The organism is Actinoplanes sp. TFC3 (genome assembly GCF_001553785.1).
GTDB lineage: Bacteria > Actinomycetota > Actinomycetes > Mycobacteriales > Micromonosporaceae > Actinoplanes.
The window spans coordinates 5219132-5235824 of the sequence record NZ_LOJP01000001.1 but is presented as its reverse complement, the minus strand read 5'-3'; the positions used below and the strand labels follow the sequence as shown (position 1 = coordinate 5235824).

The window sequence follows — 16693 nt, the reverse complement described above, 5'->3', positions numbered from 1 at the left end:
GTCGTGGTGGGGGGTGCCGCGGTTCGGGGGGCCGTCATGACACCAGCCTGCGAGCCCACCCTCCGGGAGCGGCACAGGACATCGGGATGGCGCACTCAAGAACGACCGGAGAATGCTTGTACGAGTACGATCATTGCTGCGTACCCTGCGAAGTGAGAGGCTCTTGCCATGACAACTACTGCTGGCGCGCGAGCCGGCTCGGGGGCGGGTAAGCGCGGAAAGGCTGCCGAGGTTGCCGGTAACCGCCTGGGGCACGTCATCAAGCGGGCCGAGCAGGCGCTGATCGCCCGCAAGACCGCCGCCCTGCGCGAGTTCGACCTCACCGTGCCGCAGTACGCGACCCTGCTGCTGCTGGCCTCCGCCGACGGGATGTCGGCAGCGCAACTGGCCCGCGACTCGATGGTCACCCCGCAGACCATGTCGACGGTGCTGGCCAACCTCGAGGCCAAAGGGCTGATCGCTCGCGAGCACTCCCAGATGCACCAGAAGCTGCTGGTCAACCGGGTCACCGAGGCCGGTCGCAGCCTGGTCACCGACGCCGACGCAGCGGCGCTGCGGGTGGAGAACAAGCTGGCCGCGGAGTTCACCGCGGCCGAGCGTAAGCAGTTGCGCGAGATGCTGGAACGCGCCATCGCGGTGCTGAGCGCCTAGGGCCGGCTCGATCTCAGGGCCGGCTCACCAGCAGGGCGGACCAGGTGAACCCGGCGCCCGCGTTGACGACCAGGGCGTGGTCGCCGGGGCGCAGGTCGTCGCCGGCGACCAGTTCGGCCACGCTGGCCAGGGCGTCGCCGGCACCGAGGTGCCCGGTGTCGCGCCCGGTGATGCGCACCGGCGCCGGGGTCAGCGCCTGCACCACCGGCACGTACGCCTGGTGGAGCACCTTGGCACCCAGCCGGGGCAGCAGCACCGCTCGCAGCCGGGGATCGCCGGCCGCCAGCCCGGCCTCGGTCAGGCAGCGCTGCACCACCGCCGCGGTGTTGCGGTGGCTGGCCGCGACGAAGCTGTCCATCCCGTACGCCGTCAGGTATGCCTTCTTCGTCCGGCGCAGGTCCACCGTGCCGGAATGCCAGCGTGCCGCCGGGCTGAACTCGTCATCCCCGCGGTGCATGCGTTCGAGCTCCGGTGCCGCAGCGGTGGCCAGCGCGTGCAGATACAACTCGGCCGGTCCGTCGTCCGCGCGCGTCAGCACCGTGGCGGTAGCGCCGTCACCGTAGGCGATGCCGTAGTCCCCGGCCCAGCGGTTGAAGCCGGGCTCGGCGAAGCGGTCCGCGGTGGTGATCACGGCGGTGGCGGTGGACGGGTCGGCCAGCAGGCGGGTGGCGGCAAGTTCCAGGGCCGCTGCGCCGCCGTTGCAGAGCTGCTGGATGCCGATCGGTGGGGTGCCGACGCCGAGTTCGCGGGCGATGTAGTGCGCCGGGGACCACAGGTCGTGGCCCTGGTGGTGGATCCACGCGTGCAGCAGCAGGTCGACGGCGTCGCCGCTCACCTGGGCGGCGGTCAGGGCGGCGCGGGCGGCCAGCACGGCCATGGCGGGCGGGGCGTCGGCGGCGACCGGGAGCTGCCGGTAGCCGAGGTCGGTGGCGGTTTCGTCGTCGAGCAGGCCGTACGAGACGGCTTCGCGGGCGCTGATGTGCTTCTCGGGCAGCCAGGTGCGGGTGGCTCGCAGGGCCAGCGGGTGCGGGAACAACATATCGACTCCTATCAGAGCGCTGATGTATAACAGTGTTCATGCATGGAATCGAGGTCGCCGACGCGCAGCGGGTCCGCACGATCACCTTCGAGCGCCCGGAGCGGCGCAACGCCATGGACCTGGCGATGTTCGCCGCCTACTACGACGCGCTGGCCGCGGCCGACGCCGACCCGCAGGTCCGCGCCATCGTGGTCACCGGCCGCGGCGGCAGCTTCTGCGCCGGCGCGGAGGCCTCGCTGCTGGATGCGTTGCAGGGTGATGAGGCGCAGCAGGCGTTGCAGGACGCGCTCGGGCAGCCCGCCCATCTGCCCCTGACGCTGGGCACCCCGCTCATCGCGGCGGTCAATGGCAGCGCGGCCGGGCTCGGGCTGGTGCACGCCCTCTACGCCGATTTGCGCTTCGCCGCCGAGCACGCGCAGTTCAGCACGGTGTTCGCCCGCCTGGGTCTGATCGCCGAGCACGGCAGCGCCTGGCTGCTGCCCCGCTTGATCGGCCCGGCGCACGCCCTCGATCTGCTGCTGTCGGCACGCAAGGTCACCGCCGCCGAGGCGCACGCCATCGGGCTGGTGCAGAAGGTGCTGCCGCGCGACGAGGTGCTGGGCGCCGCGCAGGCGTACGCCCAGCAGCTCGCCGAGCACTGCTCGCCGTCCTCGCTCGCGGTGATCCGCGAGCAGGTCTGGCGCGGGTTGGCTCAGGACGGTCCGACGGCGGTCGGCGAGTCGCTGGAGCTGATGACCGGCTCGTTCGCCACCGCGGACTTCAAGGAGGCGATGGCCGCGCTGGGCGAACGCCGCCGGCCGGCGTTCGGCGGCGTGGTGTAGGTGCACGGGATCCCCTCACTGGCGGCTCCCGTCAGCCTCGGGGGTCAGGCTCCAGGCAGACCAGAGAACGGCTGCAGACCGGTCAGCTGTTCGGTGACCACGCGGATGCGGGCGCGGGCGGTTTCGTCGTACACCTGCGGGTGCGCGGGGGCGGCGGTGAAGCGATCGAAATACTGACCGGTGACGCCGTCCAGCGCGGGATCCTCGATCAGTCGCATGGTTGCCGCGGCGCCGTCGGCCACCGTGGCGGCAGGCGCGAACCCGCTCCGGCGCACCATCGCGGTATCCATCAGCTCGGCCGGGTGCAGAGCGTTCACTGTGATGCCACGCCCGGCGAGGTCGGCGGCAAGGTCGAACGTGGCCATGATGAGCGCGACCTTGCTGCGGCAGTAGGCGTGGATGCCCTGGTAGCCGCGCTGCATCATGACGTCGTCGAGAGCGATCGGCACCTGCCCGCTGGAGGCCACGTTGACCACCCGCGCCGGCGCGGAGGCGGCGAGCAGCGGGGCCAGTTCCTGGATCAACAGGTACGGCGCCAAGTGGTTGACGGTCAGCCGCAGCTCGTAGCCCTGCGGCCCGGTCTCGCGGCGCGCCGGATCGCTGCCGCCACCCAGCCCGGCGTTGTTGACCAGCACATCCAGGCGTGGCTCGGCGTCGCGCAGACGCTCGGTCAGCTCCCGCACCTGGTCCAGGTCGGCCAGGTCGGCGCAATAGGTGCGCACGGCTGCGGCCGTGCCACGCAGCTCCTGGGCCACGGCATGCAGCCGGTGCTCGTCGCGCCCGTGCAGCAGCACAGTGGCACCGCGCGTGGCCAGGTCCCCAGCGAGCCGGCGGCCCAGCCCGGAGGTCGCGCCGGTGACCAGAACCGTCTTGCCCCTCATATGACTCCTAACCCTGATGAATGACAGGGTAATGATACTAATGGAGGCTCCAGGGGTGTACCGGTAGGACATCGCTCAGCGGGGCCGGCGAAGGGTGGACAACCGAGCCGAAGTGCACGACTTCCTCACCTCGCGCCGCGGGTCGGGTTGCTCGACCAGAGGCGTGGAACGTTTTGTTGCCGGTTTCCATGCCGAACCAGTTGGAGCGCTTCCATGGCCAGGGTGAAGAGTGCCGGCGCGCTCTTGGTGAAGAACGCGCCGGCAACCTTTTGCGCTACTTCTGGTGGATCCTGACCAGCCCCGAGGGGTTCAGGGCGATCGCCTCCCGGGCGACGTCGGCGTGCGCGCGGGCGAGCAGCAACTCGCCGCCCGCGACCCGTGGTGCCCTCGCCGCGACGGCCAGGACCTGCAGGCCGAAGCCGAGCAGGATCAAGGTGAACGCGGCGATCCCGAGCACCCCGCCGAGGAACCGGCCGTTGGGCACGGTGCCCGGCCAGCTCAGCACCAGCATCGCGGCGGCCAGCACCAGCAGTACCAGGATCGCCGGGAGAACGGCGTACTCGTACAGCTTGCGCAGCCGCAGCACGACCGCGACCCGGTCCGCGACGCCGGTACCCACCGGCACCGGCACCGTGGCCGTGCGTGTCCAGGCCAGGTGGGGCAGCGGCACCGCGACCGGTGTGGTGTCAGCACCATCGCCGACCAGCGGCCGCTGCGGCCACCGCACGGCGTCCAGGTCCGCCAAGCGAACCCTGACCTCAACCCTGGTGTCGTTTCCGGAAGGCTCGGCCATTACTTGTTACATCCCATTCCGGCGCTCCAGTGCGGCCGCCGCGACCACCCACGGTTCTTGTAGATCCGCGCGTTGACGTAGAAGCCCTTGCGCTTGCCGCAGCGGTCCTCGTAGATCTTGTCCGCGAACCAGACGATGGCGCCGATGATGGCTCCCATCGCTGCCAGCGCCAACGGCACCAGGATGCCGGCCCCGGTGGCGATCAGAGGGGCGGTGAACCCGGCGAACACGCCGTACATGGCGGCACTGAAGCCGCCGTACATCATGAGGAAGCGGGTTTCGGCGTTGGTGATCCAGCACTTGCGCTTCAGGTCGTACTTCCAGCCCCGCCAGTTGAGCGACACCGACTTCTTCTGCCACTTGCAGCTGAAGGCACCGGACACGTCGCTGCAGTTGACCGAGTCACCCGAGCAGTAGTCGTAGTCGTTGGCGTTGCCGCCGCGGACCGGGTCGACCGACAGGAACCGCGAGGTGGTGGGGTTGTAGAGCCGCACGCCCATCAGGGTCAGCCCGTTCGGGGTGTCGCTGGCGCGCTGCTCCGAGCCGAGCCAGCCGTACCGGTGCGTCTCCGCGCCGGGGGTACGCGGCTGGCCGTCCTCGGTGTAGTCGCTGGTGTACGCCAGGCCCTGGCTGGACCCGGCCATCCCGGCAACCACATCGCCGTGCAGGTTGGTGATGAACGATGTGAGCCCGGCGGTGGAGCTGTGCGTGCCGGTGGTGCCCGCGATGCCCACAATCGTGCGGGTCGTCGTGGTGTTGCCCTCATCGGTCCAGCTCGGCGAGTCCCCGTCCGCGCTGTAGTGGTTGACCTTGGTGGTGGTCGCCGCGCCGCGGGTCTCGGCCCGCGAGCGGTAACGGTTGCCGGTGACGTCCAGCTGGTACACCGACGACCGGTCGTCCTGCACGATCTTGCGGGTCAGGTTCGAGGCGTAGTAGGAGACCTCGGACTGTCCGCCGCCGGGGATCGGGGAGTCAACCGCGGGCACGATCCGGGTACGGCCCAGAGCGTCGTACTCGTAACCGGCGGTGGTGAGCCGGTCCGCCTTGTCGTAGCCCCGGGTGACCTGACCGGCGACGGTGCCGGTCTGGCAGGAGCCGTCCTCGGTGGCGTCGTACGAGGTGGTCGACGTGCGGTTGGTGCCCGCGTCGTACCCGAAGACCCGGGTGACGCAGTTGCTGTCGACCGTGTCCTGCACCTTGGCCAGCCGGCCCGCGCTGTCGTAGGAGAAGTCCTGCTGCGACAGGCTGGAGGTGCGGTTGCTGACCTGGCTGTGCACCGAAGCCGTGAGCGATTCGGAGAACAGGGTGCAGTCGTCGGCGGCGCAACCGGCCTGGGTGTACGTGATGCCCACCGCGTCGCCGGCCTCGTTCGCCTCGGCCTGCACGACCACGCCGTTCGGCCACTGCTGGCTGATCACGCCGCCGTTCGCGTCGTAGGCCGCGGTGTACGTGCCGGCCTGCGAATCGGCCACCGAGGTGGGCAGGCCACGGCGTTCCGTACCGCCGTCATAGGCGTACGTCCGCGTGCCGAGCCCGTCGGTGGTGGTGGTCGGACGGTCGAGCAGGTCGTAGTCGAAGGTCGACGTGATGCCGTCGGCGTCCTTGTACGACCGGGCCCGGCCCAGCGTGTCGTACCCGTAAACGATCTCGGCCGTGACAGCGCCGTTCGCGTCCACGCTCTGCAGCCGGGTGAGCAGGCCCGTCGCCGGGTCGTAGACCGTGCGAGTGACCGGCACAGCCTCACCCAGACCCGCGGCCGCCGTGATGCTCTGCTGCTGCGGGCGGTTCGCGGCGTCGTAGGTGGCGGTGGTCGTGCGCTGCACCCCGGCCGAGGTCGACTCCTCGGTCTTGCGGACCTGGCCGAACATGTCGTACGTGACGACCTTGACCGGCACGGCAGGACCGCTCTCGGCCTGACCACCGGGCTCAACCCGGCAGATCAGGTCGTTGAACTCGGGCCGGTTGTCGCAAGCGGCGTTGCCCGAGCCGGTGCCCACCCGGTAGTACAGGATGCGCTGGGTCGACGGGGTGTCGCCGGCCGCGGAGCCACCGGGTGCGGTCTCCGAGATCTTGCGCTTGCTGACCGGGTCGTACTGGTAGCGCGTCACCAGGTTGAGACCGCCCGGGTCGACCGTCTCGGTCAGCGGCTCCAGCAACGTCCAGTCGTACGTGGTCTTCGTGGTCCGCTTGTCGGCGTCGTAGGTGGCGCCGTCGCTGCCCCAGACCCGGACCATCCGGGTCTCGGTGGTGACCACGTTGAACGGCTCGTCGGTGGCCGGTGCGCCCTCGTCGTAGCTGTACTCGGTGTACGGCCGGCCCCGCACGGACGAGCCGTCGGGCAGGCTGACCTCGCGCTCGGGCTCGAACGCGCTGGTCAACCGGCTGCCGTCACCGGAGAAGACGTTGAGCTCGGACAGCGACCCGGCGAGGCCGGCTTCCTGGTCGGCGGTGTCGGTCGTGGAGTCCTCCAGCGCCTGCTGGCGGTTGGCGGCGTCCAGGCTGCGGATCTGGTTGCCCCACTTGTCGTAGGACTGCGAGCTGATGTACCCGCCCGGCTCGGCGCCGTTGACGGTGCGACCGTTGGCGTCGAGGTAGGAGATCGAGGCCCGCTCGTACGAGGACGGCAGGGCTCCGGTCGCCTGGTTGCCGTCGGGCACCTGGGTGGCCGGGAACAGCGCGGTGGCCAGCACCGGAGCTTCCGGCTGGGCCCAGCGAGCCGTCTGGGCGGCGGACAGGTCGTACGGCGCTCCGGCCCCGGTGAGCGGGACGGCGTAGACGACGGTGGTGCGCGCGATGGCGGTGCCGATGCCCCGGGCGACCTGGACCAGGCGGCCCTTGCCGGAGTCACCGGGGATCACCGAGTAGATCAGGTTCCACGGTTCCTGACCGGCGGGGCGAACCTCGCTGACCAGGCCGTCGGCGTCGTAGGCGTAGGTGGTCTCGAGGTGGCGCACCACACCGGACTCGGTGCGGTCGAGCCGCGGGTCCCACGCCGACCGCAGCCGGCCGGTGTTGTCGTAGGCGTAGCGCTTGAGCACCACGGTCTTCATCTGCGCCGGCGAGGCATCCGGGTCCCACGCCGTGAACGTCAGTTCCTTGATCCGACCGGCGTAGTCGCCCCACTGGTTGGGCGCGGTGCCCGACGCGGTGCTGGCGGTGGCGTAGCTGAACTTCGTGGCCCGGCAGCCCTTGACCAGGCTCGCCGCGGTGCAGGTGATACCGGCGGGCGGCGGGTTGATGGCCAGGGTGGGCCGGGTGATCGCGGCGCCCGCGACAGTGACGGTCTCCCACGAGTAGGAGATCTTGTCGGTGGTTCCCTTTGCTGCCGCCGAGGTGGGCACGTACTGACCGGCGGGCTGGGTCCCGGGACGGCCGAAGGTGACCGCCAGGCCGGCCTCGTCGGTCAGCGTGTAGGTGTCACCCGTGGCGGTGTAGGCCAGTTTGAGGTTCTCCAGGCCGACCTGCGGCGTGAAGGTCGTGGCCGTCTTCTTGGTGAAGCCCATGGTCGCGCCGTCGTCCAGGGCGATCTGCACGAGCGAACCGGTGACGCTCAGAGTGGTGTAGCCGCTGTCGTCGCCGGTGACCGAGACGCTGGAGGACCATCCCGGACCGAACATCGGGTCGACCTCCCTGGCGAGGCGGGAGTTGGCGGTACGGCCGAGGCTCGCCCCGGTCGCCGAGTCCCGCTCCTCGGTGGCGAGGTTGCCGGTGATCAGGTTGACCGAGCCGACCCCGACGTCCTCGGTGGCCGCCCAGGCGCGGTTGCGGTCGAGCGTCAGCTTGACGGGGTTCGAGGTGGCTCCCGCGCCGCCGGTGAACAGGCCACGCAACTGCACCGGGCCGTCCAGCGGGTCGGGCCCGGCCTCGGCGGCGTTCACCGTCTGGGCCAGGTTCCAGTTGAGCTTGGGCGCGCTGCCCCCGGCCGGCACGCTCAGCGGCCAGGTGACCGCCTGCTGGCCGGCGGCGGTGGTGACATCGCCGGTGGGGATGGTGGTCCAGGTGTCGAGGTCACCGCGGCGCCACTGGTAGGTGACGCCGGTCGAGGTGCTGTTGCCGCTGCCCTCGATGGCCACGAAACCGGCCGACAGGTCGCCGTCCTTCGGTGCGGTGATGGCGGCGCCACCGGCGGAGAAGCTGTACGTCTTGACCGGTGAGAGGTTGCCGGCCCGGTCACGCGAGCGGACGTAGAGCGTGTGGGCACCGGCGGTGGCCGGAGTGATCGTCACCGTGGCGGCCGCGCCCAGGCTGGCGGCGTTCACCGTCTGGTCCGGCGGGTTGACGTCGAGCCCGTACTGGTAGGAGGCGACGTCGGTCGCGCCGCTGGCGGACAGGGTGAACTTGCCGGGCGAACCGGCGCCGCCCGACCACTGGCCGGCCGGGTAGTCCGTGGAGGCCACGGCGGGCAGCGCGGGGGCCGTGGTGTCCACGGTGAACTCGCAGTACGCCGACCACGGCGAATAGCCGGTGCTGTCGTATCCGCGTACCCGCCAGCGGTAGGAACCGTTCTCGGCCAGCGCGTTCGCCGGGATCGTCGTCGAGAACGTGGAACCGGAGGCCGCCTTGGCGGTGGTGGCCGTGGTGACGCCGGCCCCGGCGGTCGTGGACCACTCGAAGGACGCCGTCATCGCGGTGCCCTCGGGGTCGGTGAGCTTGGCCTTGAGCTGCGGGGTCTTCGAGGCGATGAACGGCCGCGCGGTGCCCGTGGCGCAGGCGGTGGCCGGCACCGTGGAGCGGGTGCCGATCACCGGGTACGAGTTGTAGGTGACCGTGGCCTTGGGAACCTGGTTGCTCTCCGCCGCGTTACGCGAGCGGAACTGCTTGAACGCGCTGGTCGCCGTCTCGCTGGTGGCCCGGATGCCCATGTAGCCGCGGGTCTGGTTGGCCGTGGCGGCGCGCTGGAAGAACGAGGTCGCCGAGATGGCGACGTAGGCGTCACCGCAGGAGGAGTCGAAGCCACGCGTGCCGGTGGCCGAGGCTTCCTTGGTCAGCCAGGCCGGCTGGTTGGCCCAGCGGGTCGCGTCGTTGAACGCGTTCGTCGACCAGATCTCCCACGAGTTCGCGGCGCAGGTCGTCGAGTAGTAGTTGTAGAACGACGCCGTGGCTGCGGTGATCTGCTTCCCGCGCAACGCCGTGGTGTCCCACGAGACGAAGGACCGGGTGCGCTTGCCGCCGGCCCCGCTGAGCAAGCCGATCTGCAGGTTGTTGACGCCGCCGCGGTCGCCGGTGTCGCCGTCGGTGACGTAGGTGTCGAAGACGGTGCCGACCGCCACCTGCGGGTCGATGGTGACCGGGAACTGGGTGGCCGGGTCGTTGATCCAGGCGCGGTCCGGGGTGAGGCGGACGTCAACCCCGGGGGCGGAGGCATTGCGACCGGCCGAGGCGGATTTGGCGGTACGTCTGGTAGCCGCCGATGTCACGACGGTCTGCCGCTTGGGGGTCACACCGTCCGCGCCGACCTGGGCGTCCCACATCATCGGGGTCGGTGAGGTGGCGAGCGTGCGGCCCTTCTTGTTCTTCAGCACCAGCGCGCCGGAGGCGTCACGGGTGTACGAGGACACCGACGCGCCGGTCAGCGGCAGCGAGAGCTCGCCGACGCGGGTGGCCGCCTCGCGGGTCTTGACGACGACGAACTGCTCGAAGCCGGTCCGGGTGGCCTCGACGGCCAGGTCGATGCCGGGCAGCACGTCGCGGTAGGTGGCCCGCGCGCCCTCAAGCACCGGCTCGGGCAGCTTGCCGGTCCAGCCCATCGAGATCTGCTCGGCGCCGTGTCCGACGGTGGCCAGCGCCCCCGCGGTGCCCGTGCGGGCTCCGGAGATCGTGAGCCCCTCGGGGTGGGCCACCGAGGAGACCGTGCCGTCGGCGTTGGCGCGCAGCTTCAGGTCGACCGGCACCCACTGGTTTCCGGAGCGCACCCGCACCGGGGCGGCGTGCACTGTGGCCTCGACCGTGCCGTCCGGCTGGGCGAAGAACTCGGAGGTCTCGGTGGTCAGCCCGGTGATCTTCACCGGGCCGTGGTTCATGCGGGCGGTGACGAGAGCCGAGGCTTCGTCGGGGCGCTCCAGCACGGTTGCCCGCTGAGCCGGCGCGCTCGGTGCGGCCAGTGCCGGCTGCGGTGACGTGACCGCGTCGGCTGCCGAGACGAGCATGGCTGCGGTCAGGATGACCGCCGTGGAACGCCGGGATGTTGATGGCCGCGAATGTACGGAAAGCAGGCTTCGCCCACTCACCATTTTTCCTCCCCCATGATTGTGAAAGATGGCGGCAGCACCATAGCCGGAATTTTAAGGTTTGCTCAAGTATTTGTTCAGGTCCATGTTTAAATGCAGGTCACAGCCCACTACTCGCCAAACGGGACACCGCAGTGCAGGCGTCTGCGGCATACTGTGCGGGCGCCCGGAAGTCCCTGTACTGCACAGGTTTCAGCGCAGCCCGCGTCCTTCAGGCAGCCTTACTTAATGCTTACTTAATGCGAGGCCACGGGCCTGGACCTGCTTTCTTACTGTCTTCAGCAAGCAGATCCGGAGGTCAATGAACCGCTTAGCACATAGCGGCCGGGCGCGCTGGCCCGCAATGTTGTCCAGCCTTGTCCGGCGGGCTGCAGGCACCCGTCCGGGCCCCGCAGGCTGAGCCACCGCGACCAGCGCAGGCGCACCAGCACATCGCCGGGAGACGTCACGTCGAGCGTCACCGCGGCGTCGGTCGAGGAGACCAGGGCGGCCCCGGTCACGAACGCCGGGCTGCCGCTCACCTCGTACAGCGTCCAGTTCTTGTTCCGCCACACCTGCTTGAGGAACGACGGCCTGGAGCGGACCAGCTTGGCCTCGCGCCGGGCGACCGACGCGGCGGGCGCGTCGGCGATGGCGACCAGCGACACCCCGCTGTCGTGCAGCCAGCTCTGGTAACGGGCGGCGGTGAACTTGCCCTCGAAGAAGACCGCGTTGCGATCGGTGTCGGCCTGACGCAACCAGCCGCGGGCCAGTGGGGCGGTGCCCGGAACGTAGGCCGCTTCCCAGTAGTTGGCGGTCGGCACGACTTCGATGCGGCCCACGGGCTGGCGGCGCGCCACCTCGTCGAGCAGCGGCTGGAAGTATTCCGGCGAGGCCATCGGGTCACCGGTGCCGCGCAGGTCGTTCACCGCCATCGGATGCTGCCACAGCGCGACCCCGGCCAGCAGCACGACGACGGCCGCCAGGGACACGACGGGACGGCGAAGGCGCTCGGGCACGCGGATCGGCGAGGGCACGGCGGCGTACCCAGCGAGCACCGCCAGGGCGAACGTCGCGGACAGCCGGCCCGCGTTGAGCCCCACCGGGGTGGTCAGCACGCTCGCCGCGATCACACCGGCCGCGCTGAGCAGGGCACCGATGCGGACGGCGGGACGCGGCACGAGCACGGCGACGAGCAGGCTCACGGTGCACGAGCGCAGCGTGTCGGAGTCGATGGTGTTCATCGAGCCGCCCGCGCCGAACAGCAACGACAACCCGAGGGTGGGCACCGCGGCACCCGCCGCGACGACCAGGCCGTCGATCCGGCTGGTGCCCGAGGTCTTGCGCCGGCCCGCACCGAGCAGCAACGCCGTTCCGGCCAGCCCGAGGAACAGCCCGGCGACCGGGCTCGCCGCGCCGGCCAGCGCAGCCGCAACCACCGCGAGCGGGCGCCGCCACGGCCGCGATCCGGTCAGGGCCAGCAGCGCCGCGAGGCCGAACACCAGGCCGGCGGTGAAGGTGACCCGGCCGGAGACGATGTTGCCGAAGATGCCGAACGCGCCGAGCAGCGCGGCCACGAGGGGTCGGCGTGCGCCGGTGCGCAGCAGCAACAGGGTGAGCAGAAGCGACGCGGCGACCGTGGCGATCGCCCCAAGGGCCTTGGCGCCGCCCGTGCCGCCGCCGAGCCACGCCATCGGCGCGGGGGTCAGCAAACTGTAACCGAGTGGCGACGTACCGGCGTACCAGCCGAAGTCGAGCAGCGCGCCGCCGTGCCGGGCGTAGAAGTCGCCGTGCGCGACCTGCGCCGCGAGGTCGATGCCCATCGGCGGGACCAGCAGGAACACCACGGCGGCGACCAGCGGGACGGCGCCGACGACCGCCACCGTCCGCCCGGCCGGCCGGGGCGCCGGGGCAGGGCCGGCCGGGGCGAGACTGGGCCGGGCCAGAAGACGGTCGATCGACATGGCCGAGACTATAGACGTCCGTCCACGTCACGAAGATCGGCATCTCGGTGCTTGTCGATCCGGCCCAGCGGACCCCTCGGCTGAGCCGCTTCTCAGCCGGCCAGCGTGTTGCCGGGTGAGGTACCCGGCATGGTGATCGCCGTCTCGAACGGCAGGATCGGAGCGGTGATCTTCGCGCCACCGGCTCGCTGCGCCGTGATGGTGGCCTTGGCGTCGCTGGGCACGGTGGCCATCGCAAAGCCGGTGCTGTCCAACGCAACCGCGATCGGGGCCCCGCCGTTGACGGAGATGCTCGCGGTGGTGGCGCCCGGGGCGACCACGGCGACGCGATCGGTGCGCCGCTCGGAGCTATCGCCGCGCAGCCGCCAGGCCATCGGCCGCTCATCGGCTCCGGCGACCGGTTGCAGCAGGAACTTGTCCATCCGGTGACCGTCAGCGGCGTGCGTGAAGAAGGTCAGCACGCCCCCGCCGTGGACCTGCAGGTGCCACATGATGGCCGGCTGGCCCTCGACCTTACCGGTCCACGGCACGGTCAAGGTGACCTGGCTGGCGACCAGGTTGGCTTCCTGCAACGACCATCCGGCCAACTGCTGGAACACCACCGGGTCGAAGGAGTGCCCGGCGAGCGCCGCACGAGCCGTCGCCTCGGTGACGCCCCGGCCACGGTCGAAGTACTCCGGGTTGGCCCGGCTGACCGCGCTGTTCTCGTCCGAGGCCCAGCCCGCGCTGACGATGCCGTGGAACAGCGTCCGGCCCCGATCGACGACGTCCGCCAGCGTCAGCGACGACAGCGAGCCGCCCGGAGCCGGGGCGATCGGGACGTACGCGATGCCGTCGCCGGGCTTTCCGGTCTTGTCGCCGGTGGCGTGCACGTGGCCGTCGGCACCGTACTGCAGGCCGGTCTGCAGCGTCACCGTGCTGCCCGCCGGGCCGATCGCCAGCGCGTAGCCGGGCTTGGTGTCGCTGCCCATGGCGATGGTGCCCACCAGCCCGGTGCCGTCCATGCCGATGTCGCCGTTCTCATACATCTTCTCCGGCGCGGAACCGGGCGCCCCCTCGAAGGACTGCAGATGCCAGTCGGTGACACCGTCGTTGCGGAACGGCACGTCGGCCACGACGATCCGCGCCCCGGGCACCTCCCCGGCCCACACCACCTCGACCTTGTCCCGGTCGAGCTTCCAGTCCTCGTCGCCGTCGTTGCTGGAGACCCGCAAAGTGGCGCGGAAGGCATCCAGCCACGCTTGGTCCGTACCCAGCGAACCCCGCACCGATCCCTGCGCCAGACGCGACGGCCCGTGCGCGTTGGCGGCCTGCGACATCAGGCCCGGGTTGGTGAGCACCCCGGCGGCCACGGCCACGACGGCCACTCCCCCCGCCGACACGGCGAGGTAGCGGTTGCGCTTGTGCTTGCGTTCCAGGCGCACGAAGGTCTCGTACGGGTCGGGCTGGCCGGTCACCTGCTCGGCCTCGGCGTGCAGGCTGTCGCGCAGCAGTGTTTCCAGGTTCGAGGTCATGAGGCCCTCCCGGGCAGGCTGACGGTCAAGGGGGCGGCGACAGCGGAGATGGTCAACTGCTCGCGCAGGCGGGCCAGACCCCGCGACGACTGGCTCTTCACGGTGCCGAGCGAGCAACCGAGCGCCTCGGCGGTCTCGGCTTCGCTGAGGTCCTCGAAGTAGCGCAGCACCAGCACGGCCCGCATTTTCGGGGGCAGCTTGCGCAGCGCGGCAACAACGCGGTGCCGCTCGTCGGAGGCGCCGTAGGGGTCGACGGGCTGACCGGCGTGCGAGGCGAGCAGCGGCACCTCGGGCACCCGGCGGCGACGGCGCCAGGAGGTGGCCGTGTTGACCATGGTCTTGCGGACGTACGCGACCGGGGCGGCCATGGTGCCGACCCGGTTCCAGCGCCGGTGCGTCTTCTCCAGCGCCGACTGCACCAGGTCCTCGGCGTGCCCCCGATCACCCATGATCAGGTAGGCGGTGCGCACCAGGGCATCCCGGTGCGCCTCGACGAAGGCGCGGAAATCGTCGTCGGATCTCACGCACCCTCCTTCGGCCGGCTCCGGGAGGATCTCGAGGTTGTCATGCCGGAAAGAACGCCACCCGTCGCCGGAAAGGTTGCGAGCCAATTTCGGCCCGGTTCAGACCCAGCGGCCGCCGAGCCACATGCGCGACCACCACTCGTCGTAGGTGATCATCTGCCCGACGAAGATCGGATAGAAGTACGCGAAGCAGAGCGCGACCAGCACCAGATAGACCCCGGCAGTGACGCCGCCGATCAACTGGCGGTCGCAGCGACCAGGGCCGGTGACTGTGCCGCCCGGTGGGGTCATGATCGCGCCGAGCACATAGACGACGGCGAGGACCAGGAACGGCAGGGCGGGCAGGACGTAGAAGGAGAACATGGTGCGCCCGTCCTGGACCGCGAAGTAGAACCACGGCAGCAGACCGGCGACCACCCCCGTACCGATGGCCAGGGCCCGCCAGTCGCGACGGGCGATGCCGAACCACACCAGCGCGGCCAGGGCGGGCAGGAAGGACCACCACAGCACCGGCGTGCCCAGCAGCAGCACCTCGGGCACGCACTTGGACGCGCCGCACCCGGTGGTGTTCGGCGGGGCGTAGAACGAGACCGGGCGTCCGAGCAGCAGCCACTGCCAAGGCCACGACTGGTAGCGGTGGGTCGTGGTCAGGCCGCTGTGAAAGGTGTACGCCTCGTGGTGATAGTGCGCCAGGTTCAGCAGCGCACCAATGACCGGGTGCTCGCTGAGCCCGTTGGCCTGCCGGTAGTGCCGGAAGTAGCCGGTGTCCGTGCGGAACCACCCGGTCCAGGTGGCCAGGTAGGTGGGCACCGTGAGCACGAAGCTGAGCGCCAGCAAACCCAGGTCGCCGAGCAGGCCGGAGACGATCGGGCGGCGAACCCCGGCGGAGCGGCGGGCCTGCACGCGCCACAGGATCACGAGCAGGGCGAAGAACGGGGCGAAGAACAACGCACTCCACTTGACGCCGCAGGCCAGCCCGAACGTGACGCCGGAGACGAGCAGCCACCACGGCACGATCAGCGGGCGCCGGTCGCCGGGGTGCCAGCCGTGTTCGAGGGCCCGCAGCAGGCGCCGGCGGTAGTGATCGCGGTCGAGGACCATGGCCGCGAAGGTCAGCAGGGTGAAAAGCCCGAGAAAGATGTCGAGCAGGGAGGTACGCGAGAGCACGAACTGGAAGCCGTCGAGCGCCATGAGCAGCCCCGCCAGCCCGGCCAGCACGATCGAGTGAAACAGCCGGTACGCCACCCGCACGAGCACCAGGATCATCAGAATCCCGGCGATCGCGGCCGGGAAGCGCCAGCCCAGCTCGGTGTTGCCGAACGCCTTCTCCCCCAGCGCGATGAGCCACTTGCCCAGCGGCGGATGCACCACGTACGCCGGGCCGCCGTGCTCGGGGTCCCACTCCACGCCGTGCTGCACCATGTCCCAGGCGTCGGTTGGGTAGTACACCTCGTCGAAGATGTAACCCTTGGGGTGGGTGATGCCGACCAGCCGCAACACCGTCGCGATGGCCACCACCACGGCGGTCACCACCCACGACCACGGATCCCGCCAGTTCTCCAGCGTCGCCAGCCGGCGCCGCACGAGCTCAGGCACGATCACCGGCGCCGGTCCGGGCTCCGGCGGGGCGTGCTCTGGTCGTACCGTCTCCGCCGTCGCCGTGGTCACCCCGCGATCTTAGGACCTGCCTGCACCAGGGGAGACGCGCGCCGAGCGGATCTCGGTACGCCGTGCGGGCGGGCCGTCCACCGGAGCCGGATCCTCCGGGGTTGCCGCCACCCCACCGGCGGCCACCCGGTCCAGGGTCCGAAGCCCGGCCGGACGCACCTCGCCGAAGATGGTGTAGTTCGGGCGCAGCGCCGAATTGGCGTACACCAGGAAGAACTGGCTGCCGTTGGTGTCCGGCCCGGCGTTGGCCATGGCCAGCACACCCCGGGCGTAGACGCGGCGCTGCCCGGTGGGATCGGTGGGCGCGGGCGGCAGGCCGGTCGGCAACTCGTCGCGGTAGCGGTAGCCCGGCCCACCCTCACCGGTGCCCGAGGGGTCGCCGCACTGCAGCACCGACAGGGTCGGATAGCTGGTGAGCCGGTGGCAGATCGTGCGGTCGTAGAACCTGTGCCGGACCAGGTGCAGGAAACTCTGCACGGTGCAGGGGGCCTGGGCGCGATCGAGGTCCAGCGGAATCACCCCGAGGTTGGTGCGCAGCACGACGCGTACGGTGCCGCGCGAGGGGGTGTGCCGGGGGTCGCGGGGCAGGGGCACCGGGCGGACGGCCGGGTCGTCGGGGGTCGGGGTGTAGG

11 protein-coding genes are annotated in these 16693 nt (G+C 70.8%); 2 read left to right on the top strand and 9 right to left on the bottom strand.

Features of this window, described 5'->3' with window-relative positions; genetic code table 11:
* Nucleotides 1-168: 168 nt before the first annotated feature.
* Entirely contained in the window at nucleotides 169-651 is a 483-nt protein-coding gene (locus TFC3_RS23505) for a MarR family winged helix-turn-helix transcriptional regulator (RefSeq protein ID WP_067503835.1), read from the top strand.
* Nucleotides 652-664: 13 nt separating this feature from the next.
* On the opposite strand, the gene TFC3_RS23500 is transcribed toward TFC3_RS23505, so the two are convergent.
* Nucleotides 665-1690: a 3-oxoacyl-[acyl-carrier-protein] synthase III C-terminal domain-containing protein gene (locus TFC3_RS23500; RefSeq protein ID WP_067503832.1), complete on the bottom strand. Its 1026-nt coding sequence runs from the start codon at nucleotides 1688-1690 to the stop codon at nucleotides 665-667.
* Between the two features lie 38 nt (nucleotides 1691-1728).
* Between TFC3_RS23500 and TFC3_RS23495 the strand changes: the two genes are divergently transcribed.
* Entirely contained in the window at nucleotides 1729-2511 is a 783-nt protein-coding gene (locus TFC3_RS23495) for an enoyl-CoA hydratase-related protein (RefSeq protein WP_067507359.1), read from the top strand.
* Between the two features lie 44 nt (nucleotides 2512-2555).
* On the opposite strand, the gene TFC3_RS23490 is transcribed toward TFC3_RS23495, so the two are convergent.
* The 8 genes from TFC3_RS23490 to TFC3_RS23455 all read right to left on the bottom strand — a co-directional run.
* Nucleotides 2556-3392 (bottom strand): SDR family NAD(P)-dependent oxidoreductase, encoded by an 837-nt coding sequence (locus TFC3_RS23490; protein WP_067503830.1) that lies wholly within the window; start codon nucleotides 3390-3392, stop codon nucleotides 2556-2558.
* 274 nt (nucleotides 3393-3666) lie between these two features.
* On the bottom strand, nucleotides 3667-4185 hold the full coding sequence (locus tag TFC3_RS23485) for a hypothetical protein (protein WP_067503827.1): 519 nt from the start codon (nucleotides 4183-4185) through the stop codon (nucleotides 3667-3669).
* Nucleotides 4185-10331, bottom strand: coding sequence for an RHS repeat-associated core domain-containing protein (locus tag TFC3_RS23480; protein WP_067503824.1), 6147 nt, complete (start codon nucleotides 10329-10331; stop codon nucleotides 4185-4187). Before TFC3_RS23480 ends, TFC3_RS23485 begins: the two co-directional genes overlap by 1 nt.
* 359 nt (nucleotides 10332-10690) lie before the next feature.
* Nucleotides 10691-12355, bottom strand: coding sequence for a hypothetical protein (locus TFC3_RS23475; protein WP_236718272.1), 1665 nt, complete (start codon nucleotides 12353-12355; stop codon nucleotides 10691-10693).
* Nucleotides 12356-12447: 92 nt separating this feature from the next.
* A complete protein-coding gene (locus tag TFC3_RS23470; RefSeq protein ID WP_067503821.1) occupies nucleotides 12448-13869 on the bottom strand; it encodes a hypothetical protein in 1422 nt (473 codons plus the stop codon).
* Nucleotides 13866-14393 (bottom strand): SigE family RNA polymerase sigma factor, encoded by a 528-nt coding sequence (locus TFC3_RS23465; protein ID WP_067503819.1) that lies wholly within the window; start codon nucleotides 14391-14393, stop codon nucleotides 13866-13868. The genes TFC3_RS23470 and TFC3_RS23465 overlap by 4 nt, the downstream gene beginning before the upstream one ends.
* A gap of 99 nt (nucleotides 14394-14492) precedes the next feature.
* Entirely contained in the window at nucleotides 14493-16061 is a 1569-nt protein-coding gene (locus TFC3_RS23460) for a glycosyltransferase family 39 protein (RefSeq protein ID WP_067503816.1), read from the bottom strand.
* A gap of 9 nt (nucleotides 16062-16070) precedes the next feature.
* A partial coding sequence (locus TFC3_RS23455; RefSeq protein ID WP_067503813.1) for a peptidylprolyl isomerase occupies nucleotides 16071-16693 on the bottom strand: 623 nt, incomplete at its 5' end.